Raw genomic sequence first — 22,259 nt, forward strand, 5'->3', positions numbered from 1 at the left:
CATCAAATAATTGGTAGGAGCATGGGGTTAGCTGGGCTAGGCTGCTTCAGCCAACCGGCTGACAGAAAGGGGGGATCTCCATATGATGGATCAGAATGCGGATCAGGACACGGATCAGAATATAGACCGGTTAGTATTCACCGGGACAGGGGACGCAATGGGAGTACCCCGGGTGTACTGCGATTGCCAAGTATGCGAAGAAGCCAGATCAACGGGGGCGAACCGTCGGTTTCGCTCATCCGTTTCTGTTGCAGGTCCAGACGGGGAGTTTATGATCGATTGTGGTCCGGATTGGCGGACTCAGATGGAGCTGGCCGGAAAAAGGTTTATTCGCGATATCGTCATTACGCATGCCCATTTTGACCATATCGGCGGGCTGCCGGAATGGGCGGACGCCTGCCGCTGGCTGGAGATCAAAGGGCAGCTGTATGCGCCGCAGGAAGTCATCGACATCATTGTGCGGCAGTATCCTTGGCTGGACCGCCATTTGGAAATGCATCCGATCGACCAGGGATTGTCGCTGGCCGGCTGGGGAATCAAAGGCTGGAAGGTCAACCACGGGAAAAACGGCTATTCCTACGCATACAAGCTCTCCAAGCCGGGGATTACCTGGGTTTACTGCTCAGATTCGATCGGGCTGCCCGAGGATCAGAAACAGCCTCTACACGGCCTTGATTTGCTAGTGCTGGGTACAAGCTTCTATAAGGAGGAAGCGGAATACACAGGGCGTTCCGTTTATGATATGACGGAGGCGCTGGAGCTGCTTGCCGAGGTTAAGCCGGGGCGGACGATATTTACCCATATGTCGCATGACGTGGACGTCCGGAAGGATTATGGGCTGCCTGAGCAGGTTTCCGTTGCCGTGATGGGCTACACGGTCAGTCTGACAAAGGAATAAAGCCAAACGGCTGGGTAAAGCTCACTAACAAAACAATCGAGCAACCCTGTTAAATCGTACTTTCTATACAATATCTACTACACAATATGTACTAAACTATATCCATGAAATAACACCTCAAGAACTTAAGGCACGGTTTCTATGCCAAAAAAGAACCCCCTCCTAAATCGGACTTCAGTCCGTACAGGAGGGGGTTCTGTATTCGCTATATTCTAGCTAGCTTCTTATTCCGCATTCAAAATAAACTTCTCGATGACTTGTTTAATTCCGTCTTCATTGTTCGAAGCTGTCACATAGTCAGCGATTTCTTTCAGCGGAGCGATGGCATTGCCCATAGCAACGCCAAGGCCGGCCGCTTCAAGCATTTCATGGTCATTCCAGGAATCGCCGCAGGCGATCGTTTCGGACAAGTCGCAGCCAAAGTGCTCGGCCAGAAAGGTCAAAGCCGCGCCTTTGGTGCCTTCCTTATGCATGATCTCAAGGAAATGCGGTTTGGACTTGGTGATGTGTACGCCATCGCCGAGCAGCTCACGCAGCACCGGTGAAATTTCGTCCAGATAGTCCGGCGCGTCGATAATCAGAAATTTAGGCGTCGGTTTGGACAGCAATTTCTCAAAATCAGGTTCGATGTGGTATTTGGTACCGTTCAAAGTAGCGTAATCGATCAGCTTTTGATTTTCCTCACGGGCATAAAGCTTATCGTCAATGTAGGTTTGCAGATGCAGGTTGTTTTTGATGCAGAAATCGTAAAGCTTTTTCCCTGCTTCGTAGGGTACATATCGTTCGTAGAGTACCTTTTCGTCCATTAAATTTTTGACCAGGGCACCTTGATACGTAATGATCGGCACGTTCAAACCGGTCTGGCGGGCAAGGGCTTGAGCGGAAGCGTAAGCACGGCCGGTGGCCAATGTTACGACAACGCCTTTAGCCACAGCTTTCTCCAGTGCTTCCTGCGTAGCAGGGGTTACTTCTTTATCATCATTAATCAAAGTGTCATCAATATCGATGGCCATCAGTTTATACATGGGTTTCTCTCCTTTGGTTGGCCCGTTAAGCGCAGCGGTTTCCCTGTCCTGCGCCTACGGACTTTCTATGGATTTAATGGGTTTGGTGCGTATAAGGTTCGGCGGTCCGCTTGTGCGGCAGCCGGTGACTCTATTCTTCCAGGAAAACCAGCCCTACAAAATCGTCCAGCTCCAGATTTCCGAAGTAATGCTTCAAATCGGTTCCTTCCAAGGCGCTTCGTACGGCTGCTTCTTCGTATTTTACGCCGCGCAGCAGGTTTTCGATATCAGCCACGTCCCCGACGCCGAAGAAGTCGCCGTAAATTTTAATCTCCTGAATATGGCCCTCTTTAATGTTCATACGCAGGTCAATGATCCCGACAGGGAACTTGCGGCTGTGTTTTACGTTGGATTCCGGAGACAGTCCGTAGTTCCAATCCCAATTTCTGTAGCGTTCTTCGGAGATCTGGCGGATTTTAGCCCAATCTTCTTCTTTCAAGGCATATTTCGGAACGGCGTCAGGGTCCATGCCGAAGATATAACGAAGAAGTTCACTGCGGAACTCTTCGATTGTAATTTTCTTGTCCATAAAATCGATGATATTAGCTACACGGCTGCGCACCGACTTGGTACTCTTGGACTTGAATTTCTCCGGATTGGCATGAAGGGATGCCGCTACGTGATCCAGGTTGAGATTGAACATCAGAGTACCGTGGCTGAACATCCGTCCCCGGGTAGAGAATTGGGCGTTGCCGGAAATCTTCTGGTCGCCGACCTGCAGGTCGTTCCGTCCGGTTAATTCCGCATCGACGCCGAAGTTTCTCAGGGCTTCTACAACCGGCTGCGTAAATTTGCGGAAGTTATGGAAGGACTCGCCGTCGTCTTTGGTAATAAAGCTGAAGTTGAGATTGCCCAGATCATGATAGACAGCACCGCCGCCCGACAAACGGCGAACGACCTGGATTCCGTTCTCTTTGACGTACTCTGCGTTGATTTCTTCAATTGTATTCTGATGCTTGCCGATGATGATCGACGGAGCGTTGATGTAGAAGAGCAGATAGGTTTCATCCGCCGGCAGATGTCTCAGCGCGTATTCTTCAATAGCCAAATTGACCGAGGCGTCCGTAATCCCCTCATTATCAATGAATAACATCTTTGCATGTCCTCCTGTGCGACAAAAATAGATAAAGCTCGTCCTTCTATTGTAAACCAAATAAGCCGGAAACCAAAGGAAGATTGTTGCAGATTGGCTTGATTACCCGGGCAATAATGATAAAAGGCATCTTCTTAAGAGAAGAAGGAATAAGGCTAGAAAACAAACAAACGACAAGATCTGTCCGCCTATGGTGGAAAAGGGCTGATTTTGGCTCTTTTTGGTTGTAAGAAACTTCTCTTTCACCTATAATCCTATAAAGAGATTCGAACGAAACATACCTATACAATTCTTTTGCAGGTTCCGGAGTTTTGGCGGCATGGCCGCACTTCGGATTAAAAGGGAAGCCCGGTGAAACTCCGGCGCGGTCCCGCCACTGTAACCGACATATGGTTGCTCTCCTGAGAGCCATCATCGGAAGCCAGACACCTGCCTGCAGAAGCTGTAACGATCCTTCGAGGAAAGGATAACGTTCTGCCTGAAAATAAAGCTGGCCGCTTGGCGCTGTAGGGTCTTGCCCATACGCTTTCGGTATAGCTTTGCTCTTTTATGCGGACGTGCCCTTCCAACATGGAGGGGCTTTTTTTTCGGTTCGTACTCAATTGGGTCAGAGAAGGGGAGGAAAGCAACACATGAATAAGCTTATAAAAAGAGGGATGATCTGGCTAGCAGCCCTCCTGCTGATCGTATTGGCAGGATGCGGCAATGCGGCCGACAACAACAAGGGGGCAGCACCGGCTGAAAGCGCCGAGGTGCAAAGCCAGCAGCCATCTGAAGAGCCGTCTGCATCTACGGCAGATAGCTCGCAGAAAACAGCTTATCCGCTAACACTTGAGGATGCATCAGGTACGGAGATTACTTTTGAGGCTGCGCCTGAACGCATCATTTCCATTGCGCCATCTGAAACGGAAAGCCTGTTTGCTCTCGGCTTAGGAGACCAGATTGTCGGCGTAACCGATATCGATGACTATCCGGAAGAAGCCAAGGCAAAACCGAAGGTCGGCGGTTATGAACTGAACACGGAGGCTATCGTTGCCGCTAAACCGGACGTGGTATTTGCCGCAGGAATTACTAGCGCCGATACGATTAAAGGATTGAGGGATTTGGGGATCAAGGTGTTCCAGTTTAATCCCAAGACGGTGGAAGCGGTCATTCAGGATATTACGCAATATGGACAGATTACCGATCACCAGGCTGAAGCCGTACAGGTCACAGCGAAAATGGAATCCGAACTTGCTCAAGTGACGGATAAAGCCAAGTCCCTGAGCGAAGATCAGAAGAAGAAGGTTTACATCGAGTTCTCCCCGGGCTGGACGGTCGGTAAAGGAGAGTTTATGGACGAGCTGATTACCTTGTCCGGAGGCGTGAACGTGGCCGGGGATACAACCGGATGGAACGAGATTAACGAAGAGAATATTATCAAATCCAATCCGGATGTTATTTTGTTCGCCAATAGTGCCATTGATGACAAGAACCGTACCTTGGATCAAGTCATTAAAGCCCGGGCGGGCTGGGACCAAATCACAGCTGTCAAGGAAGGGCGGATTATGGGTCTGGATGATAATCTGCTGAGCCGGACAGGACCGCGGATTACCGAAGGTCTGCTTAATGTGGCCAAGGCCATCTATCCGGATCTGTTCCAATGAAAATGAAACTGACAGCCGCTCTCGCTGTCGGTTTTATCCTGCTGATCCTGACGCTGCTTATCTGCGTTGGGATCGGCTCTGTTTATATACCGATTGGCGAAATTACACGCATTCTTCTTCATAAGCTTCCCGGCATAACATCTTTCATTACTCCGGATTGGGATCTCTCTTCTGAAAAAATTGTCCTGCAGGTTCGTCTGCCCCGCGTCATACTGGGTTTGTTAGTCGGCTCGTCCCTGGCGGCTGCCGGCGCGGCCTTTCAAGGGGTGCTGCGCAATCCGCTGGCTGACCCGTTTACACTGGGTGTATCTTCTGGCGCTTCCGTGGGTGCCGCCGTATTGATTTTCTTCGGCTGGCAGTATTCGGTGGCCGGTATCTTTACGCTGCCTGCGGCTGCTTTTATATGCGGGATTGCTACGCTTGCCATCGTCCTTAAACTGGCGGGGGAGCGGGGGAAGATTCCTACAGAAAGCCTGATTTTGTCCGGCGTAATCATGCAGTCTTTTCTGGGGGCGATTGTTTCCTTTCTTACGACGATGTCCAAAAGCACCGTAAATGAAATTTTGTACTGGACGATGGGCGGATTAACTCTTCGCGGCTGGTCTTATAATGCGGTTTTATCTCCCTATTTATTGCTTGGCACTATACTGCTTTGGAGCTGGTCCAGACGGCTCAACCTGCTGGCGCTTGGGGAAAGAGAGGCCGCTCATACGGGGCTCGACGTTGAACGGACTAAATTGGGCGTATTAATCGTGGCCACTTTGATGTCGGCGGCCGCGGTTTCCGTGTCTGGTGTTATCGGTTTTGTTGGCCTTGTTGTACCGCATATGCTGCGGATGATCCTGGGGGCGGATCACCGGATGCTGATGCCGATGTCGGTTCTGGGCGGGGGAATCTTTATGATGTGGAGCGATCTTGCGGCCAGGACGCTGCTGGCTCCGACGGAAATTCCATTAGGCGTGGTGACAGCATTTGTAGGTGCACCTTTCTTTGCTTATCTGCTGTATAAGAACAAGAAGCGGCGGCAAGGGGGAAGGCTATGATTCGTATGGAGCATGTTACCAAATCGTTTGACGGCCGCACGGTGCTGCGGAATGTAAATGTCTGTATTGAACCAGGGCAATTCTGGGGGCTCCTGGGACCCAACGGCAGCGGGAAATCGACGCTGCTTCAGCTGATCTCCGGTACGGAGAAACCGGACAGCGGCAAGATCTGGCTGGAGGATAAGCTGGTCGGCAGTTACAGCCGTAAAGAGCTGTCCAGGAAAATGGCTATGCTGCAGCAGGAGGGGATGCCGACGGTTTCTTTTCCCGTTAGAGATGTCATAGAAATGGGGAGATTCCCTTATCAGGATTGGCTGGGGCGCGACCGCTCCGAGCATGCCGAAGCTCTGGTGGATCAAATAATGAGCAGGCTGGATTTGCTTGAACTGGCGGATCGCCCGGTCAGCGAGCTCAGCGGCGGGCAGCGCCAGAGGGCAGCTTTAGGAAAAGTGATGGCCCAGCAGCCCGATCTTGTGCTGCTTGATGAACCGACCACTTTCCTGGACATCCATTATCAGATCCAGTTTATGGAGCTGATTTCGGAATGGAGGAAAGATTCCGGTCTGACCATTTTGGCCGCGCTGCATGACATTAACCTGGCGGCCTTGTACTGCGACCATCTGCTGGTTATGAAGGAGGGCCGTTTGACTGCAGCAGGACCGACAGGAGAGGTATTAACTCCTTCGCTGCTGAAAGACGTGTTTGAAGTGGATTTGGCGGCTGTAGTGCATCCTGATCATGATCTTCCACAATTTCTGCTTAGGCCCGGCGCTGGCGCGGAGACCCCCAAAGGATCAGGACACGAAGAGCCTTAAAGAATGATAAAGAGAGATCGAGAGATAGAAATGATATAAAGAGGGAAAGCAAACATTCATTCTGCCGGGGAGGGCTGTCTAATTCATCCCCTTGGAAAATAAACAAACCGCCGATTATACCCGGCGGTTTGTTTATTTTGCTTTTGTCCAAATGTGCTTTTACTTTAATCGGATAATTGAACAGTGGCAAGTAAAGTGAATTAGACTTAAACTTTGAATTGCTTGACGGCTTCTCTCAGCTTGTCGGCCTGCTGGTTCAGATGGCTGATTCTGCCGAAGAAGGATTCCATTTCATCCTGCTGCGACTCTGCTGAAGCGCTGATTTGCTTGATATTCTCCAGACTTGCTGAAGAGATGGAGGCACTTTCTTCAACCGATGCCGTAACTTCCTCGGTACCTGCTGAAATTTGCTGAGTGGAAGACGAAATATTTTGCATGGTCATATTAATGCTTTGAATCCATTCATCAAGCTTCTGGAAGGCTTGGCCTGCTTCGCGTACTTTACCGGAACCTGACTGAATTTGCATATTCACCTGATTCATGGCCAATACGGAGTTGCCGGTATCCAAACGGATTTGTTCCAGCGATTCTCCGATTTCTTTAACCGCGCTGCTGGATTGCTCAGCAAGGCTGCGGACTTCACTGGCTACGACCGCAAATCCTCTGCCGTGCTCACCCGCGCGTGAAGCCTCAATCGCAGCATTCAACGCCAGAATCTGAATCTGTTTCGTAATTTCATTGATGGTATTAGCTATTGTAGTAATGGATTCTGAACGTGCGTTCATCTGTTTCATATGACCGAGTGATTCGGCGGCTGCATCTTCAATCAAATTCATTTGATTTACGGCTTCTTGGGCCAGCTTGTTACCGGCATCGGCTTCATTCGAAGCTTGGCTCATTCGTTCAGACACTTCTGCTGAGGAAGAAGCTATGTATTGGACACCTTGCGAAATCTCTTCCATGGCTCTGGCATTTTCAGTGGCGGCCAGGGAAATCATTTCGCTGCCCTTTTGGATTTCTTTACTGGATTCACCTGACTGCTGAAGCATCGATTTCACATTGTCAATGCGCCGGGCCATCTCCGAGCTGTCTGCCGCTACCTGCTCCGAGGTCAAAACCACGCTTGAAATCATCTCTTTCAGTGCTTTTGTCATCGTTTTGAAGCTGGAGGCGAGCTGAGCGATTTCGTCTTTGCCTTTGACTGTGATCTCCTCGCGGAAATCGCCTTCGGCCATCTTTTGGGTTACATTGGACAACCGGCGAAGCGGCTTGGAAATACTGCGGCTGATCAAATAAGCAGCTACAAGGCAGACCACAATGACCAAGACGGATAAACCGATACAGATCAAAGCAATCTGGTGCCGTTTATCGGTGACGAATTTGGCGTCGATGCCGACGGCGAGGACTAGATCTGAGCCGGATAAGGCGACGTAAGCCGTTTTATGGGTACCGAATTTATCACTGTATAAATCGCTGAGCTGTGCGTTTCCACTAGAAAGAGCCTTTTTCATTGCGGGCTGTACTTCGATGGTTTCTTTGGCTTTCATTTCGGACTTACTGTCTGCGGCCAGTACGGTTGCCTGTTTGTCTTGAACCTGCACCAGATAGGCTGTTTCCAGATTAAACTCTTGAATCTTTTTGTCAAAATACGTCTGGACCGTATAAACGGAATTTTCGCTTCCTCCTTTGACCTGGCGGGCCTGAGAGTCATTGAGGTTTTTGTAGGTATCCTGAGCGCTCGTCCGAAGCACTTTATCGAACTGGGGCAGCACATTTTCATCAATGATCTTCATGGAGAAATAGTAAAAACTTAGACTGAAGAGAAGTGATGATAGGACAATAATGAGCGTAAATGTGACCATGAGTTTCCTGGAAATAGATTTCATTGAAAACATTCGGTTCTCTCCTTCTCAAAATAATGTGCTGGAAGTCCTAGGTCATTTTTCCGCAGAAAATGAGGATTTGGAGCAGCTTTTGTTTATTTTATAGTAAAAAAATCCAATTGGGAATGAAAAATTCTCATTTTTTCTACTTTTTCTGAATAAATAGCGTAAAACAAGTGAAACGTTTACAATCCATGTTATATAGTGATTTTTTAGTCCTAGTTTTTGGCAGGAGTTAACCTATTTGTTTGGGAGCTGACATTCGTCACGGCCATTCCTCCCTGACCAAATCCTCCGTTATATGAAACAGGCAGTCCCGTCAACGGAACTGCCTGTTGGTCTGAAATCAAAGTGTCTGTAGTTTGTGTGGCCAGTTACCTGGGCTTAACCGATAATGGTCAGTTCTTTTGGATAAGAGGTTAACACGCTGACACCTTGTTCGGTTACAAGCACATCATCCTCAATCCGAACGCCGCCTTTTCCAGGCAAATAAACGCCAGGCTCTACCGTGAACACGTTCCCTGCTTGAAGCAGGTCCTGATTCTCCCCGTGAACGGACGGATATTCGTGTACATCGATGCCGAGTCCATGACCGAGCCGGTGCAGGAAATAAGGGCCATAGCCGGCTTCGGAGATAACATCCCGTGCGGCTTTGTCAATGCTGCCGAAGCTGATTCCCGGTTTAATCGCTGCAATAGCAGCCTCATTGGCGGCCAGCACGGTATTGTACATGCGGGTCAGCTCGTCGGACAATCCGCCTACGGCAAAGGTCCGGGTAATGTCAGAAGCATAACCGGCAGCGTAGACGCCCATGTCAAACATCAGCAGGTCGCCTGGCTGAATCTGGCGCGTTCCTGGTACACCGTGCGGCAAGGCGGTTTTCTCACCGGACAGCACCATTGTATCAAAGGAAGGGCCTTCGGCGCCTGCCTTACGCATCAGGTATTCGATTTCGGCAACCATCTCATTCTCCGTCATACCGATCTGGACGCGGGATACCCCCTGCTTGAGCACCTCTTCAATCAGATTGACAGCATGCTGAAGTTTATGTACTTCTTCGGCTGATTTGATCACACGCATGCTTTGGAGCCAGTCCCCAATATTGCGGGCTTCCGTGAACGCCAGTTCTGCCTGCAGAGCTTCGTACCGCGTCACAGAAAGGTTGTTTTTCTCCAGGCCAATCACGCCGGTACTGCCTTTCAGCGCTTGTTTGAGCAGGGCATACGGGTTATCCGTATCTGTATGGGTGACGATCTGCTCCACATCGCTGGCCGCCCGGGCCGCCGCTTCGTCAAGCGCTGGAACGACCAGAAAAGGCTGCTCGCCCCGCTTGTAGACGGCGCCCAGAAACCGTTCATGCGGATTGCTGGCGAAGCCGGTTAAATAATAAACATGTTTGGGATCAGTGATCAGCAGCGTATCTATGCCCGCTTGGGACATGTGCTGATCCAAACGGGACCATTTTTCATTCATTATACAATTCCCCTTTTAGTTGGAAGCATGAGCCAGTTTCTCGATCGCTTCTTCCGGTTGTTGATCATAAACGCCTCCATGGTAACAAAGCACCCGGCGAATAGCAAGAGAGGTCAGTTTGGACATAGACTTTATAGCCAGCGGCATATCCGGTGTGAAAGCTTCATTAGGTCCCGTGAGGAGACCGTCTTTGACAATCAGCTGATCAGCGGCCAGAAGCAGCTCTTCCTCCGGCACGTAGAGGCAGATGTGGCCCGGTGTGTGACCTGGCGTATAAATGACCCGAAGACCTCCGCCAACCGGCAGCTGCTCACCATCCTCCAGCAAACGGGTAATCCGGATGTCCTTCAAATCCACCGAAAGCTGCTCAAGCGCTTGCCGCATAGGCTCGGGCATAGTGGCGATACGGTCGGCTCCCATTTTCAGGAAAGGCGCTTTGCCTTCAATCACATCCGCATCTCCTGAATGAGCCCAGATTTCAGGTTTGGAAGGAAGGGAAGCGACGATGGCAGGCAAACTGCCGATATGGTCGATATCCTGATGGGTCAGAATAATGCGCCGGATGTCGTTCCAAGCCACGCCGGCCTCGCGGACAGACTCCTGAATAACCTCCAGCGAACCGGGCATGCCGGTATCTATCAGTGTTGCACCGTCTTGTTCGCTCCATATCAATACAGGGTGCATGCCGTTATGTTCAAGATTCAAATCAAAAATCCCTTGACTCAGCTTTTGAATCATCGTCTCCAACTCTCCTTTTGATTTCGGTTATAGGCGATTGCCGTCAACTATTATATCAGAATAGACATATATTTTCCTGAAAAGCCGTATAATCTGTGCGCATCGGGCCATACCAATAACAGGTTTGAAAGGTCTTGATTCGAGGTAAAAAACAGTGTACCCGCGAAATCTCCAAGGATAAGGGAGGTGAGCCAGTTGGCGGACAACCATGAGAAGAACTCCAGATCGGGAGCATCCGGGATGGATCAGCCTGAACAATACGAAACGGATACCGAAAGTTTGTTTGACCGGTTTGAAAGTGAACGAAATGTCGATCCGATTCCTGTAGAGGACCTTAACGAGGAGGTTAAGGAGGAGCGGAACAAAGAGGAGACCAAGCATCATTCTTCGAGCGAAAAAAAATATTTAACCGGCTTTGAATAAGCCGATATTCATGAGAACCAGGCCGTCCGGCAGTGAGGGCGGCCTGGTTTGGTTTTGTTTCCGGCTTCCGTCTGGCGCAACGTTATTTCCGGAGCTCGGGAACCACATTTTGCGGATCTGCTCCCAGCAGAGCGGAGACCAGATTCTCCGCAGCCAGCATAGCCATATCGTTCCGGGTTTGGGCAGTAGCCGACCCGATGTGCGGCAGAGTCACTACATTCTGGAGCTGAAGCAGGGTATGATCCGGCTGAACAGGCTCTCTTTCAAAGACGTCAAGTCCGGCGCCGAAAATTTGTCCCTGCTGAAGCGCTTCGGTTAAAGCCTCTTCATCGACGACCGGGCCACGTGAGGCATTGATAAAGATGCCTGTCGGCTTCATTTGTGCAAATTCATTCCGGCCGAAGAGGTGACGGGTTTGCGGGGTGAGCGGCGTCATCAGGACTACAAAATCGGCCTCATGCAGCAAATCGTTCATTTCCGCATATTTGGCGCCAAACTTATGCTCGGCATCCGGCTTACGGTGGCGGTTGTGATACACGATGTCCATCCCGAAGCCGAAATGGGCTCTCTGCGCAACCGCTTCGCCGATCCGTCCCATGCCGATGATGCCTAGCTTCTTATGATGCATGTCCAATCCGAACAACACATCGTTGTCGCCTTTCTTCCATTGTCCCTGCTTCACGTAGGTATCAAGCTCCGGCACACGGCGGCAGACAGCCAGCATGAGCGCCAGGATCAAATCAGCCACCGTATCATCCAGCACGTTCGGAGTATGAGTCCCGATAATCCCCCGTTCTTTCATGGCGTCCAGATCAAAATGGTTATAGCCTACACTCATCGTGCTGACGGCTTTCAGTTTGGGAGCGCGGCTGAGCAGTTCAAGGCCGATCTTATTGCCGGAGGTCAGCAGGCCATCCGCTTCCGCCAGCTCTTCGAGCAGAACTTCATATGGAATGGCGCCGGGGCCTTCCCATTTCCGGTATTGAACATGTTTAGCCAGGTAGCTCTCCGTTTCGTCCGGAATCTTGCAGGCAACGTATACGTGTGGTTTCACAATCAAAACTCCTTCCATAACAGGTGTTAAATGAAAAACAGCAGGATAACCGGTTACCGGCTTCCATCTTCTCCTTAACTTTACACCTGCGGGCCGGAGGAAGAAACCCCATGCCGAGTTATACAAAGTTGGGGCTCGCGACTTTTATGCGGTCATTATAGTATCCAACGACTTTTAGCAGTACCAGCCCCTGAAACTTATCTAAGCGAATCCAAAAAATAAATGACCTCTCCGGTTCCGGAGAGGTCTTGTCATGAACATAATTCAACAGTCCTGGGCTTGAAAGCCGAAATAAAAAAATACAGTCAAGGCGGGGAGACTTTCCCGGATACGGAAGGGGCTGTATTTGTTCGGTGCGCCAGCTTGGTAATCAATTGAATGTCCTGATCGGTCAGTCGGTTGAGGAAATGTTCACGTATTGCCTTGGCGGCTACAGGACGAGCATCCTCCAGTGCGGATTGCCCGGCGTGGGAAATGATCACCTGAACGCCGCGGTCTGAGTCCAAAGGTTTTCTTAGAACAAGCCCGCGCTGCTCCATCCGAGTCAGATGATGGGACAACCGGCTCTTTGTCCACTCCATGGAATCGGCCAATTCCTGCTGTCGAAGTTTACCGCCGCCCAGAAGATCCAGACGGTCCAAGATCCCAAAGTCGCCTTCAGACAAGCCGGTATGCTCGGACAGGTCTTTGATTACGCGGTCGAAGATGTTCTTAAAGGAGCCTTTCCACATATACCATATATTCATTTCTTCTTCGGTTAACTGGTTCTTATTCATAGGGACATCATAGCATGGTTGACGCGTCAACCACAATAATGTTAAAGTAATCACAGGTTGACGTGTCAACCATAATGCAACTTGCAATGATCTGTATCCAATACGAATTAGCGGATACCTGGCCAGGATCCCCTAAGGTAAGATTCTGAGTTTCAGAGAAATTTAAGAAACATAGAAGAGAGAGTAAATTCACACACCCAAGGAGGAAATTCGCATGAACAAACTGATAAATAAAGCCCGAAATATCCCTGTGAGTGCGCCTGCTCCTGTTATCTCCGTCAGTCCGGTATCCCTGCCGTCACCGGGGCGGGCCGTAGAGCTTCAAGTCCGGGTCTCCGCTCCCATAACCGGTCGCGATCTGCCCGTCATCCTTCTCTCGCATGGGCATGGATATTCGAATCACCTTTCTTCGTTAAATGGTTACGGTCCGCTCGCCAATTTCTGGGCCGCGCACGGCTTTGTCGTCATCCAGCCCACCCATCTGGACTCCAAGACATTGGGTCTTGATACGGACGGCCCTGAGGGGCCTTTGTTCTGGCGGTCGCGCGCAGAGGACATGAAGCGGATTATGGACCATTTGGACATGATTGAGGATTCCGTTCCCGGGCTGAAGGGACGTATGGACCAGAACCGGATCGCTGCAGCCGGTCATTCCATGGGGGGACACACGGTAAGTCTGCTGCTTGGTGCCCGTCTTACGGACCCTGCAGACGGAACGGAAGTCGATTTGTCCGATACACGGATTAAGGCCGGCGTGCTGCTTGCTGCTCCCGGAAGGGGCGGGGAGGATCTCAGCGCGTTTGCGGCTGAACATTATTCCTTTTTACTATACATGAGTTTTGCCGCGATGCAGACGCCTGCTCTTGTGGTGGCGGGGGAAAAGGACGTATCCTCCCATCTGACAGTCAGGGGAGCAGACTGGCATGCCGACCCGTATTTTCTGAGTGAGGGTCCGAAGTGTCTGCTTACCTTGTTTGGTGCGGAGCATGGACTTGGCGGCGTTGCCGGATATGACACGGCCGAAACGACAGACGAGAACCCCGATCGAGTAGCGGCGGTGCAGCGTCTGACCTGGGCCTATCTCCGATCTTCGCTTTACTCGGAGGACCCAGCCTGGTCCGAAGCTTGTAAAGCTTTAATGGACACCCCGGATCCGCTTGGCCGAGTCGAATGCAAATGAAAATAAATAAAGTGGAGAGAGGAACGTGGAAATAATGAAAAATATGGACAATATCGAAAACTGGAAAAACAATGGATTAACACCAGCCCCAATCATTTCAGTAAAACCTGTAACCTTGCCGTCGGCGCCTGGGCGAGGGGAAGACCTGCAGGTACGGATCACAGCGCCGGCAGCAGGACAAGATCTTCCTGTTCTCATTTTCTCGCATGGTTACGGCTGGTCGCTGGATGGTTATGCACCGTTAGCCGATTTCTGGGCTGCTCACGGCTTTGTTGTTATTCAACCCACTCATCTGGACTCCAGATCGCTGAATCTGCCGCCTGAGGATCATCGTACGCCACACATTTGGCGTATTCGCGTTGAAGACATCCGGCAGATTCTAGACCAGCTCGAACTCGTCGAAGCTTCGCTTCCTGGCCTAAGCGGGCGACTTGATCGAACCTGCATCGCGGTGGCCGGACACTCCTGGGGCGGACAGACGGCAAGTATGCTGCTCGGTGCAAGGGTTTTGGATGCGAGCGGTAAACCGGGGGAGGATTGGTCTGATCCGCGGATCAAAGCGGGGGTGCTGCTCGCCACGACCGGCCTGGGCGGTGCTGACTTAACTCCTTTTGCTGCTGAACATTTTCCCTTTATGAACCCGAGTTTTGCGGACATGACCACGCCGGCTCTAATTGTGGCGGGTGACCAGGATCAATCGTTATTGTCCACACGGGGACCGGACTGGTTTACGGATCCGTATGTCATGAGCCCCGGCAGCAAAAGTCTGCTTACGCTGTTTGGAGCGGAACATTCGCTTGGCGGCATTGCCGGATATAACGTTACGGAAACGACTGATGAGAACCCCGAGCGGGTCGCGTTGATTCAGCAAATGACGTTGGCTTACCTGCGAGGCGCCCTTGGTTTGGACGACTGGAGCTGGCCGGCGGCTTGCTCGGCGCTGAAGGAGAAGACTCCTCATTTGGGGCGGGTAGAGTCCAAAACAGAACGCTAAAGACTTCGCCGTATTAAAAAGGCCGCAAATTGAAAAAGAGAAGATGCCTAATTCCTTTTGAGTAAACCTTATAAAAAAACTGCGGCTGTCCAAGACCAGGGAAGTGGTCAAGGACAGCCGCAGTTTGCGCTTGTGCGTATATTTTTCAATTCAATAAAGGATTAATGAAAGGTTTTATTAGTTAACGATTATCCACTTTCTCCGGATACATATCGTGGTTGAAGAGACGCTGCTCCGCCATCTGCTCGTATTTGGTGCCCGGCTTGCCGTAGTTGCAGTAAGGGTCAATGGAGATGCCGCCTCTTGGCGTAAATTTGCCCCATACCTCAATGTAGCGGGGATCCATCAGCTTGATCAGATCGTTCATAATGATGTTGACGCAGTCCTCGTGGAAATCGCCATGGTTGCGGAAGCTGAACAGATAAAGCTTCAGCGATTTGCTTTCCACCATTTTGATGTCCGGAATATAGCTGATATAGATGGTAGCAAAATCCGGCTGTCCGGTGATCGGACAAAGGCTCGTGAATTCCGGGCAGTTGAATTTAACGAAATAGTCCCGGTAAGGATGTTTGTTGTCAAAGCTTTCAAGCACATCAGGCGCGTAGTTGAAAGGATATTTAGTGCCCTGATTGCCGAGCAGGGTCAGGTCCTGCATTTCGTCTTGCTGTCTTCCGCTCATAGGATTACCTGCTTTCCTTTTTGTCTTTATATATTAGAAAAAAATAGCTGTATGCTTTAGGCGCACGTTCCTCATAAACGTCAAGGACGCTCCCTTGCGCAGCTTATACACCGCGTTTGTTGCCCCAAATGAGGGCGTGGAGCTGCGGAAGCACCCGGACCCGGTTGAGCTCGGGTTTGGCCATGATCTTATCCACTAACTCTTCATAACGCTGAAGTAGGAACAAAGCATGCTCCTGAACATCCATCCGGACGGTATCCGGATTGCCGACCTGCACATAAAACTGGGCCTGCGGGTACCGCTGATGAACAAGCGTCGCGTATTCCAAATCACGGTCATCGAATACGACAACCTTCAGGCTGTAATCATAAGGACGGGGACGTCTAGCCAGCTTGGCCACGATTTCGTCCAGCATGTCAAAGTTGGTCTCCATGCCGGAGCTTGGCGGTTTGGGGGACAACGTCACCTCGTCAATGTCGTCTAGCCAATCCTGCCAGCGGGAGCCTTGGGTTTCAACGGCCATGGAGATGCCTTTCTCCTGCAGCAGAGCGACCAGGGTGCCGAGCTGCGGCAGCAGGGCGGGGTTGCCGCCCGACAGGGTGACATGGTTGAAGCGGTCGCCGCCCAGCTCGGTCAGGCGCTGCCAGATGTCTTCCGCGCTGAGGCGCTGAATCTGGTCTTTGGCGCTGCCATCCCAGGTGAAGGCCGAATCGCACCAGCTGCAGCGGTAATCGCAGCCTGCCGTGCGGACGAACATCGTTTTTTGCCCGATAACCATGCCCTCGCCTTGGACGGTCGGCCCGAAAATCTCCAGCACGGGAATGGTGGCGGCGGCAGATGCCGGAATTTGCGGCGTTAAGCCGTCAACCACTTGCGTTTCCTGCTTATTCAGCGTGCTCATGCCTGCATCCACTCCCGTCTGATTTCCGCATAACTTGTAGGCGTCTCGAACAAGCGGACAAATTCCGTCCGCGCTTCGATCATGCGGCCTTCGTTATTGGCTTTCTCCAAAGCCTGCTCCATCTGCTCATACAGCCAGACGACCATGTTTTCGGCCGTTGTATTCATTGGAGGCAGGGTTTCGTTCAAGTAGCGGTGATCCAGGTACCCTTCGATTTCATTTTTCCAAATGTCCTTGATGACGCCAAAATCAACGGTAATGCCGGTTTCGTCCGGCAGCCCGCTGATGCCGAACACGACGATATACGTATGTCCGTGCAGGTTTTTGCATTTGCCCTCGTAGGCATGGAGGTGATGGGCGGCATCAAAGGTAAACTCCTTGCTCACCAGCACTCTCCGGTTATGGTAACGCAGCTGGTCTTTGGTAATATCACGGCCAAACTGCTGTAAGGATTCTACGATCCGGAATTCTCCGGCTGAGCGTCTGGACTGATTCATCTGGCTCATAGACGGACACCCTCCGCGCGTGCGGACAGATAGCGGTCCAGACCGGCTTTGCGCAGCTTGCAGGCCGGGCATTCGCCGCAGCCGTCGCCGATGACGCCGTTGTAACAGGTAAGCGTCCGTTCGCGCACGAATTCAAACGCGTTTAAGTCGTCGGCCATCTGCCAGGTTTGGGCTTTATCCAGCCACATCAGAGGTGTATGGATGACGAATTGATAATCCATGGCCAGATTCAGCGTTACGTTCAGCGATTTGACAAAGGTATCCCGGCAGTCCGGATAACCGCTGAAGTCCGTTTCGCAGACGCCGGTTACCAGATGTCTGGCTCCGACCTGCTTGGCCATCACGGCCGCAAAGCTGAGGAACAAGTGGTTGCGGCCGTCCACAAACGTGTTGGGCACGCTGCCTTCCTCCTGGGCGATGTCGATATCGCTGCGGGTCAGTGCATTTTCGGTCAATTGGCCGAGCAGGCTCATGTCGAGCACTGTATTTTTAATGCCAAGCTCCTTGGAAATGGATTTGGCACATTCGATCTCCAGACTGTGGCGCTGTCCGTACATAAAAGTAACAGTCTCTACCTCGCGGAACTGCTGAACCGCCCAATACAGGCAGGTAGTGCTGTCTTGGCCGCCGCTGAAGACGACCACTGCTTTTTCATCTTTAAGCATAATAAAACCTCTCCTTCAAGCATCATGTCAGACGCCCGCGGCAAAACAAAACGGGTCCGTCTGCAATTATCGAAGAGAGAGGGTTCATGAACTTCATGTCTACGCAAAAAAACAAGCCCTGGTTCGCTGGAACGCAGGTACTAATTAGTTTTTTATAGAGGGAGTTCTCGAACCTCTCCCATGTCCTTCAAACATGGATTTGTCTTCGGTTGTAGGCGCCGTATCTGTAATCCAAATCTCACAGCCAACCGGCGCAACGGTTATTATAACACAAGCGGGCCGCAGCATGAAGCCTTGGCCCGAATTTTCATAGAATTGCCTATTTAGCTGGCGATTGAAGATTAGGAATTGGAGAATGGAAAATGGGAAAGGGGACTTTGTTTCGCGCTGCCAGACTGCCGCCGTGAATTTACTTCCGTCCAGCGGCCCGTTCGCCCAGTTTATAGGGTTCAATATGGATATGCACATATTCGATTTCATAACGATCGAGAATTCTGCGCTCAATTTCTTCCGTAATGGCATGGCTTTCGGCTACGCTCATCCGTTCATCAACTCCGATGGTGGCATCCACCAGTGTATTGTTGCCGTTGACCCTGGCCTTCAAATCGATGATGGCAGCCACGCCCGGTGTGCGCTGAACCGTGTGGCGGATATCCTCCAGCTGCTCGGCGTCGAAGCCGTCAGTCAGATTGTGGGTGGCATCCCGAAAGATCAACCAGGCTGTTCTGCAAATGATAAAGCCGACAACGAGGGCGGCCAGGGGGTCCAGCCAGGCCATGCCGAACTGGGAGCCCATGATGCCAGCGAATGCGCCGATGCTGACAAGGGCATCGGAGCGGTTGTCCTGGGCGGCCGCGTTTAAGGCGCTGCTGCGAACGCGGCGGGCCAGCCTGGAGTTATAGCGGTAAACGCCGTACATGATGACGGCGCACAGCAAAGCAACCCAGGCCGCAGTCATATCCGGGGATACGGCCTCGGGTTCACGAAATTTCATGAAGGCCTGATAGAGCACCTGCAGGCCGACTACAAACATGATAAAAGAGGCGATCAGGGACGCGATCGTTTCAGCCCGGTAATGGCCGTAACGGTGATCGCTGTCCGGCGGCTTGCGTGATATTTTTAATCCGGCAAATACCGCTATGGAAGCGACAATGTCAGTGGCGTTGTTCAGGCCGTCTGCCTGAAGCGCTTCCGAATGGGAGTAATACCCGAAGATCAGCTTAAAGGCGGAGAGAAGGAGATAAACCGCAATGCTGAGCAGAGCTCCTTTTTCACCTTGTTTGAGATTGTCGTAGGAATTTTGCAACACCAAAACCTCCGCCGGCTTGAGAATACATTCATAAATACATGATTTTATCATACCGGACAAATTTCGTGTGGGTCTATAGAAACAGTGTTGTTGCAGACCTGAAATATGGAGCCGGGGTTACAAAGTTGGGGGCGTCCAAGAAGCATGGAGTAGTCCAAACCCCTATTTTAAAGAAGCTGCGGTGATCAGCAAACTCAGCAAACTGAGCAGAGGGATTAAAGTCAGCAAAAAGACGTGCCTACACAACATGTTGTGATAAGCACGCCCGGATTGGCGCCAAACGGCCGCCGGCTACGCCATATTTTTCCCGTAATAGATTTCATCCATCTCGCGTTTCAGTCTCTCCGTAATGGCCCGCTGATCGGCTTCGCTTAGCTTATCCTTCGTATAACCGAACAAATAATTATCGAGATCAAACCGTCTTAGCTTGCATTTGGTATGAAAAATATTCTCCTGATACACATTCACATCAATCATATCGTACAGATCTCTGATGTCATCTGGAATAAAGTTCTGGATGGAGCTGATTTCGTGATCGATAAACAGCTTATGCCCGCTTATATCCCGTGTAAAGCCGCGGACTCTATAATCCATCGTCATAATATCCGTATCGAACGAGTGGATCAAATAATTGAGCGCCTTGAGCGGGGAGATTTCCCCGCACGTTGACACGTCAATGTCAGCCCGGAAGGTGCTGATGCCTTCGTCCGGGTGATATTCAGGGTACGTATGCACGGTAATGTGGCTTTTATCCAGATGCATCAGAACAATGCCCGGAAGCGGACCCGGCGTTTCCTCGAAGGATTCCGCTTCGGCCGAATCAACCGGTCCCTCAGAGACCAGCATAGTTACGCTGGCGCCTTGGGGTTCGTAATCCTGCTTCGCTACATTTAATACATGAGCACCTATAATGTCGGCAACATGCTTTAAGATATCGGTTAACCGATCGGCGTTGTACTGTTCATCGATATATTCCAGATAGGCCAGACGTTCTTCTTTCGTGCGGGTGTAACAGATGTCGTACATATTAAAGCTCAAGGACTTCGTGAGATTGTTAAAGCCGTGGAGCTGGATGCGTTCTTCACGTGTCAGTTTCATGGTCGACTTCCCCTTATGTCGGTGTTTGGCGTGTTCCTGTCAGCCCGTTATGCAATCAGGAGATAGGATGTGCAGAAACAGGCATTTCTAATAATTACCCGTTCTGCTGAACAACCAAAACAAAAGGGAAAGGCCGTCCACTTGAGACTTCCTGACTTAAGCGCCTTCTCCGAATCTTTTACGGTAGCCGCATTTGCGGCACAGCTCTTCAACCGCTTCTCTTCTGGAGAAGCCGTAATACAAATTGTTAGCGCGATCGCTTTCGACAATTTCAGAGAAGCTGCTCGACTGCACGTTGCCGAGATTGATGACGCCTTCGCCATCCAGACAGCACGGGACAACGGTTCCGTCAACAAGCACACCGGCTTGTGTGCGCAGGCCGTGGCAGAAGCCTTTGCCATCATCCTCAGGCGCGTTAAGGCTTGGCCACTGAAATTCGTAATCCTGATTCAGGTAGACGTTGTTGGCAATCTTGACGCCTTTGCCCGGCTCGACCTTCTCTTCAATTTTATAATTAAGCTCAAATTCCTTCTCCAGCATGGAGAGGGTTTCGCGGTTCCGCTGCCGCTGGGCGTTGGTCAGGTTGTCTTCGGTCAGATTCCACAAGCGGAAGGAGATCAAGACGCCCTGTTCTGAGGCTTCTCTGGCGAACCGAAGCACCGAGCCGACGTACCCTTCGCGGTCCTCCGAGCCTTCGTGGCCATCAAAGCTGTGCAGCGAGAAGTTCATCTGACGCAGCGCCGGTTTGCCGAGAATTTTGGCCCCGGCTTTGTGCAGCAGCGTACCATTGGTTGTAATATTGACCTTGAAGCCTTTCTCATGAGCGGCGTCGAGCAGCAGGTCAATCTTCGGATGAAGCAGCGGCTCGCCCTTGACATGAAGGTAAATATGGTTCGTATGCGGTTTAATCTGATCCAGAATGTCATTGAACATTTCCGGTTTCATGAAATTGGCTTTCCGTGCCGTCTGGGGGCAGAAGCTGCATGCCAGATTACATACGCTCGTGATTTCGATATAAACTTTCTTGAATGTTTTCAATGTTTAGTCCCCAATCTGCTAATATTGGCCTATTCCTTATTTTATAAGAAGAGGAAGCTTTCCTTCAAGGTGTGTACGGAATTGCAAAAAATGTGCCAAATAGTTGAAAGAAATTGAATTTTACATGCAAACTATGAAAAAAATTGACTGTATTTCCGATATATTATATAGTCTAGTCTTCGTACGGCCTATTGAGGGAAACCGCGGGTTCAATAGGTCGTGGAGTTATAACATCATAGCTGAATGAGTAAGAAGTAAATTAGCAAACCAGTCCGAAAGGCTGGGACGCAAAACCACGGATCTAAGGTTATCAACTATGACCGCCGGGCTGCCAATCATGGGCTTTTCTCACTTCTTTGTCTCTTCTTCTGGCCGCCGGGACTTTCTGATTTTGAAAGTCTCTTTTTTGTGTGTCTCTAACCTTAGGATTCGCTGTATTCCGCGGGAACTTCGAAGAAAAGGGGGGCCAGCACGATTAAAGGAGCCAGCTAGACAAACGGGCGCCTTCATAATGAATGGACGAGAAGGAGGGGCAGGAATGGAACAGTTGCCTTTGCTATTTGAAGAACTTGGCCGGCTTACCGGTGTGGCTGATATTGCATACCACGAGATTATAGATGGTCATCTTAATCCGGTGCTGAAGACAAAAACCGATCATCTCGGAATCGAGAAATGGAAGCAGACACATGCTGAAAACCCGGTTTATATCGAGAATGACAGGCTTCTCCAATCCATTATTGCCCGGCCGCATACCGCTGTGGTTCAAGATGTGAAGAACGATCCGCGATCGGTGGACGAATTTTTTCTGTTTGGCATCGACAGCATTATGATCTTACCTGTCGTAAAGGAAGCAAAGGTAGAAGGAATTGTCGTCGTGGCCTCCATCGGACAGCTGCATCATTTTGACAAAGAGGAAATTCAACATGCCGAACGCTTGGTAGAACAATACAGGAGCGCTTTTCAAATTCTTGGATAAGGGGTTG

At 50.8% G+C, this 22,259-nt stretch carries 22 protein-coding genes and 3 riboswitches; of the genes, 8 read left to right on the plus strand and 14 right to left on the minus strand.

The annotated features are described in order from the left end of the window. The first annotated feature begins 121 nt into the window (after positions 1 to 121). Positions 122 to 898, plus strand: coding sequence for an MBL fold metallo-hydrolase (locus CBE73_RS19790; RefSeq protein ID WP_174704828.1), 777 nt, complete (start codon positions 122 to 124; stop codon positions 896 to 898). Between the two features lie 224 nt (positions 899 to 1,122). On the opposite strand, the gene CBE73_RS19795 is transcribed toward CBE73_RS19790, so the two are convergent. Further along, positions 1,123 to 1,923, minus strand: a complete 801-nt coding sequence (locus tag CBE73_RS19795; protein ID WP_094095705.1) for a Cof-type HAD-IIB family hydrolase — start codon at positions 1,921 to 1,923, stop codon at positions 1,123 to 1,125. A 130-nt stretch (positions 1,924 to 2,053) separates the two neighbouring features. Further along, positions 2,054 to 3,055, minus strand: coding sequence for a lipoate--protein ligase (lplA, locus tag CBE73_RS19800; protein ID WP_094095706.1), 1,002 nt, complete (start codon positions 3,053 to 3,055; stop codon positions 2,054 to 2,056). 281 nt (positions 3,056 to 3,336) lie between these two features. Continuing rightward, a riboswitch (cobalamin riboswitch) is annotated at positions 3,337 to 3,506 on the plus strand. 181 nt (positions 3,507 to 3,687) lie between these two features. Between lplA and CBE73_RS19805 the strand changes: the two genes are divergently transcribed. Genes CBE73_RS19805 through CBE73_RS19815 form a run of 3 tightly spaced genes read left to right on the plus strand, consistent with a single transcriptional unit; the run spans position 3,688 to position 6,559 of the window. After that, positions 3,688 to 4,701: an ABC transporter substrate-binding protein gene (locus CBE73_RS19805; protein WP_094095707.1), complete on the plus strand. Its 1,014-nt coding sequence runs from the start codon at positions 3,688 to 3,690 to the stop codon at positions 4,699 to 4,701. Further along, the gene (locus CBE73_RS19810; RefSeq protein WP_094095708.1) at positions 4,698 to 5,744 is read left to right on the plus strand and encodes a FecCD family ABC transporter permease; all 1,047 of its coding nucleotides are present in this window, start codon (positions 4,698 to 4,700) and stop codon (positions 5,742 to 5,744) included. The genes CBE73_RS19805 and CBE73_RS19810 overlap by 4 nt, the downstream gene beginning before the upstream one ends. Continuing rightward, positions 5,741 to 6,559: an ABC transporter ATP-binding protein gene (locus CBE73_RS19815; RefSeq protein WP_094095709.1), complete on the plus strand. Its 819-nt coding sequence runs from the start codon at positions 5,741 to 5,743 to the stop codon at positions 6,557 to 6,559. The genes CBE73_RS19810 and CBE73_RS19815 overlap by 4 nt, the downstream gene beginning before the upstream one ends. Positions 6,560 to 6,765: 206 nt before the next feature. Here the strand turns inward: CBE73_RS19815 and CBE73_RS19820 are convergent, their stop codons facing one another. The 3 genes from CBE73_RS19820 to CBE73_RS19830 form a co-directional block, all read right to left on the minus strand. Next, positions 6,766 to 8,454: a methyl-accepting chemotaxis protein gene (locus tag CBE73_RS19820; RefSeq protein WP_094095710.1), complete on the minus strand. Its 1,689-nt coding sequence runs from the start codon at positions 8,452 to 8,454 to the stop codon at positions 6,766 to 6,768. A gap of 372 nt (positions 8,455 to 8,826) precedes the next feature. After that, positions 8,827 to 9,915 (minus strand): M24 family metallopeptidase, encoded by a 1,089-nt coding sequence (locus CBE73_RS19825; protein ID WP_094095711.1) that lies wholly within the window; start codon positions 9,913 to 9,915, stop codon positions 8,827 to 8,829. Positions 9,916 to 9,930: 15 nt separating this feature from the next. Further along, on the minus strand, positions 9,931 to 10,653 hold the full coding sequence (locus CBE73_RS19830; RefSeq protein ID WP_094095712.1) for an MBL fold metallo-hydrolase: 723 nt from the start codon (positions 10,651 to 10,653) through the stop codon (positions 9,931 to 9,933). Positions 10,654 to 10,848: 195 nt separating this feature from the next. Here CBE73_RS19830 and CBE73_RS19835 point away from each other — a divergent pair, with 195 nt between their 5' ends. Then, positions 10,849 to 11,076 (plus strand): hypothetical protein, encoded by a 228-nt coding sequence (locus CBE73_RS19835; RefSeq protein ID WP_373286363.1) that lies wholly within the window; start codon positions 10,849 to 10,851, stop codon positions 11,074 to 11,076. Between the two features lie 82 nt (positions 11,077 to 11,158). Here CBE73_RS19835 and CBE73_RS19840 read toward each other — a convergent pair whose 3' ends face one another. Both CBE73_RS19840 and CBE73_RS19845 read right to left on the minus strand, forming a co-directional pair. Further along, a complete protein-coding gene (locus tag CBE73_RS19840) occupies positions 11,159 to 12,130 on the minus strand; it encodes a 2-hydroxyacid dehydrogenase (RefSeq protein ID WP_229752647.1) in 972 nt (323 codons plus the stop codon). Between the two features lie 305 nt (positions 12,131 to 12,435). Then, positions 12,436 to 12,906: a MarR family winged helix-turn-helix transcriptional regulator gene (locus CBE73_RS19845; RefSeq protein ID WP_094095713.1), complete on the minus strand. Its 471-nt coding sequence runs from the start codon at positions 12,904 to 12,906 to the stop codon at positions 12,436 to 12,438. Between the two features lie 214 nt (positions 12,907 to 13,120). On the opposite strand from CBE73_RS19845, the gene CBE73_RS19850 reads away from it, so the two are divergent. Together CBE73_RS19850 and CBE73_RS19855 are read left to right on the plus strand one after the other, a co-directional pair. Then, entirely contained in the window at positions 13,121 to 14,086 is a 966-nt protein-coding gene (locus tag CBE73_RS19850) for an alpha/beta hydrolase family protein (RefSeq protein WP_094095714.1), read from the plus strand. Between the two features lie 34 nt (positions 14,087 to 14,120). Then, positions 14,121 to 15,080, plus strand: coding sequence for an alpha/beta hydrolase family protein (locus CBE73_RS19855; protein WP_229752660.1), 960 nt, complete (start codon positions 14,121 to 14,123; stop codon positions 15,078 to 15,080). Between the two features lie 181 nt (positions 15,081 to 15,261). On the opposite strand, the gene queF is transcribed toward CBE73_RS19855, so the two are convergent. The 7 genes from queF to CBE73_RS19890 all read right to left on the minus strand — a co-directional run bounded on the left by queF (position 15,262) and on the right by CBE73_RS19890 (position 21,276). Beyond that, a complete protein-coding gene (gene queF, locus CBE73_RS19860; protein WP_094095715.1) occupies positions 15,262 to 15,759 on the minus strand; it encodes a preQ(1) synthase in 498 nt (165 codons plus the stop codon). Positions 15,760 to 15,862: 103 nt separating this feature from the next. After that, positions 15,863 to 16,660, minus strand: a complete 798-nt coding sequence (gene queE / locus CBE73_RS19865; protein ID WP_094095716.1) for a 7-carboxy-7-deazaguanine synthase QueE — start codon at positions 16,658 to 16,660, stop codon at positions 15,863 to 15,865. Further along, positions 16,657 to 17,166 (minus strand): 6-carboxytetrahydropterin synthase QueD, encoded by a 510-nt coding sequence (gene queD / locus CBE73_RS19870; protein WP_229752648.1) that lies wholly within the window; start codon positions 17,164 to 17,166, stop codon positions 16,657 to 16,659. The genes queE and queD overlap by 4 nt, the downstream gene beginning before the upstream one ends. After that, positions 17,163 to 17,831 carry a 7-cyano-7-deazaguanine synthase QueC gene (queC, locus tag CBE73_RS19875; RefSeq protein ID WP_094095717.1) on the minus strand — a complete coding sequence of 223 codons (669 nt, stop codon included), beginning with the start codon at positions 17,829 to 17,831 and terminating at the stop codon, positions 17,163 to 17,165. The genes queD and queC overlap by 4 nt, the downstream gene beginning before the upstream one ends. A 138-nt stretch (positions 17,832 to 17,969) precedes the next feature. Continuing rightward, positions 17,970 to 18,013, minus strand: a riboswitch (PreQ1 riboswitch). Positions 18,014 to 18,240: 227 nt separating this feature from the next. Further along, positions 18,241 to 19,137 (minus strand): cation diffusion facilitator family transporter, encoded by an 897-nt coding sequence (locus tag CBE73_RS19880; protein ID WP_229752649.1) that lies wholly within the window; start codon positions 19,135 to 19,137, stop codon positions 18,241 to 18,243. 294 nt (positions 19,138 to 19,431) lie between these two features. Beyond that, entirely contained in the window at positions 19,432 to 20,238 is an 807-nt protein-coding gene (gene speD, locus CBE73_RS19885; protein ID WP_094095719.1) for an adenosylmethionine decarboxylase, read from the minus strand. 156 nt (positions 20,239 to 20,394) lie between these two features. Continuing rightward, positions 20,395 to 21,276, minus strand: coding sequence for a radical SAM/SPASM domain-containing protein (locus tag CBE73_RS19890; protein WP_094095720.1), 882 nt, complete (start codon positions 21,274 to 21,276; stop codon positions 20,395 to 20,397). 251 nt (positions 21,277 to 21,527) lie between these two features. Beyond that, a riboswitch (cyclic di-GMP riboswitch) is annotated at positions 21,528 to 21,612 on the plus strand. A 202-nt stretch (positions 21,613 to 21,814) separates the two neighbouring features. On the opposite strand from CBE73_RS19890, the gene CBE73_RS19895 reads away from it, so the two are divergent. Then, positions 21,815 to 22,252: a GAF domain-containing protein gene (locus CBE73_RS19895; protein ID WP_094095721.1), complete on the plus strand. Its 438-nt coding sequence runs from the start codon at positions 21,815 to 21,817 to the stop codon at positions 22,250 to 22,252. Positions 22,253 to 22,259: the final 7 nt, after the last annotated feature.

Source organism: Paenibacillus physcomitrellae, assembly GCF_002240225.1.
Lineage (GTDB): Bacteria > Bacillota > Bacilli > Paenibacillales > Paenibacillaceae > Fontibacillus > Fontibacillus physcomitrellae.